The sequence below is a fragment of the Bradyrhizobium sp. CCBAU 45394 genome, assembly GCF_028128655.1.
In the GTDB taxonomy this organism is placed as follows: Bacteria; Pseudomonadota; Alphaproteobacteria; order Rhizobiales; family Xanthobacteraceae; genus Bradyrhizobium; species Bradyrhizobium diazoefficiens.
In genome coordinates this window covers 1-917 of sequence record NZ_LBIX01000063.1, presented here as the reverse complement: position 1 = coordinate 917, position 917 = coordinate 1, and the positions used below count along the sequence as shown (strand labels likewise).

The window sequence follows — 917 nt, the reverse complement described above, 5'->3', positions numbered from 1 at the left end:
CGTCCTGCGCCTGCGCAACAAGCTGCTGCCGCTAATCCATTTGAAGAAGCTGCTCAAGATCGACGACGGCGCGGCCAGCGATCCCGAGAACGGTTTTATCGTGGTGACGCAGGTCGGCAGCCAGACCTTTGGCATCGTCGTCGACGGCGTCTTCCATACGGAAGAGATCGTCGTGAAGCCGATGTCGACAAAACTGCGTCACATCGACATGTTCTCCGGCAACACCATCCTGGGCGATGGCGCCGTCATCATGATCATCGACCCCAACGGCATTGCCAAGGCGCTGGGCGCCGCCGGCTCCTCGGCCCATGACATGGGCGACGAGAACGGGGCGCATCACATCGGAAGTGGCGAGCAGACCACCTCGCTGCTGGTGTTCCGCGCCGGCTCGTCCCAGCCCAAGGCGGTCCCGCTCGGGCTCGTTACGCGCCTGGAAGAGCTGCCCGCCGACAAGATCGAGTTCAGCAACGGCCGCTACATGGTGCAGTACCGCGAGCAGCTGATGCCGCTCGTCGCCATGGAGAGCGTCACTGTTGCCAGCCAGGGCGCCCAGCCGATCCTGGTGTTCGCCGACGACGGCCGCTCCATGGGCCTCGTCGTCGACGAGATCATCGACATCGTCGAGGAACGCCTCAACATCGAGGTCGGCGGCTCCAGCCAGGGCATCCTGGGCTCGGCCGTGATCAAGGGGCAGGCCACCGAGGTGATTGACGTCGGCCACTTCCTGCCGATGGCGTTCGCCGACTGGTTCACCCGCAAGGAGATGAAGCCGTCGATGCACTCGCAGTCGGTGCTGCTGGTCGACGACTCCGCGTTCTTCCGCAACATGCTGGCGCCGGTGCTGAAAGCCGCCGGCTACCGCGTCCGCACCGCGCCGACCGCGCAGGAGGGCCTGGCCGCGCTGCGCGCCCAGAGCT

Annotated in this window: 1 protein-coding gene; it reads left to right on the top strand. The window is 65.6% G+C overall.

The features are described 5' to 3' along the window. Positions 1 to 917: chemotaxis protein CheW (locus tag WN73_RS11700; RefSeq protein WP_271552861.1), on the top strand; the 917-nt coding region annotated here is incomplete at both ends.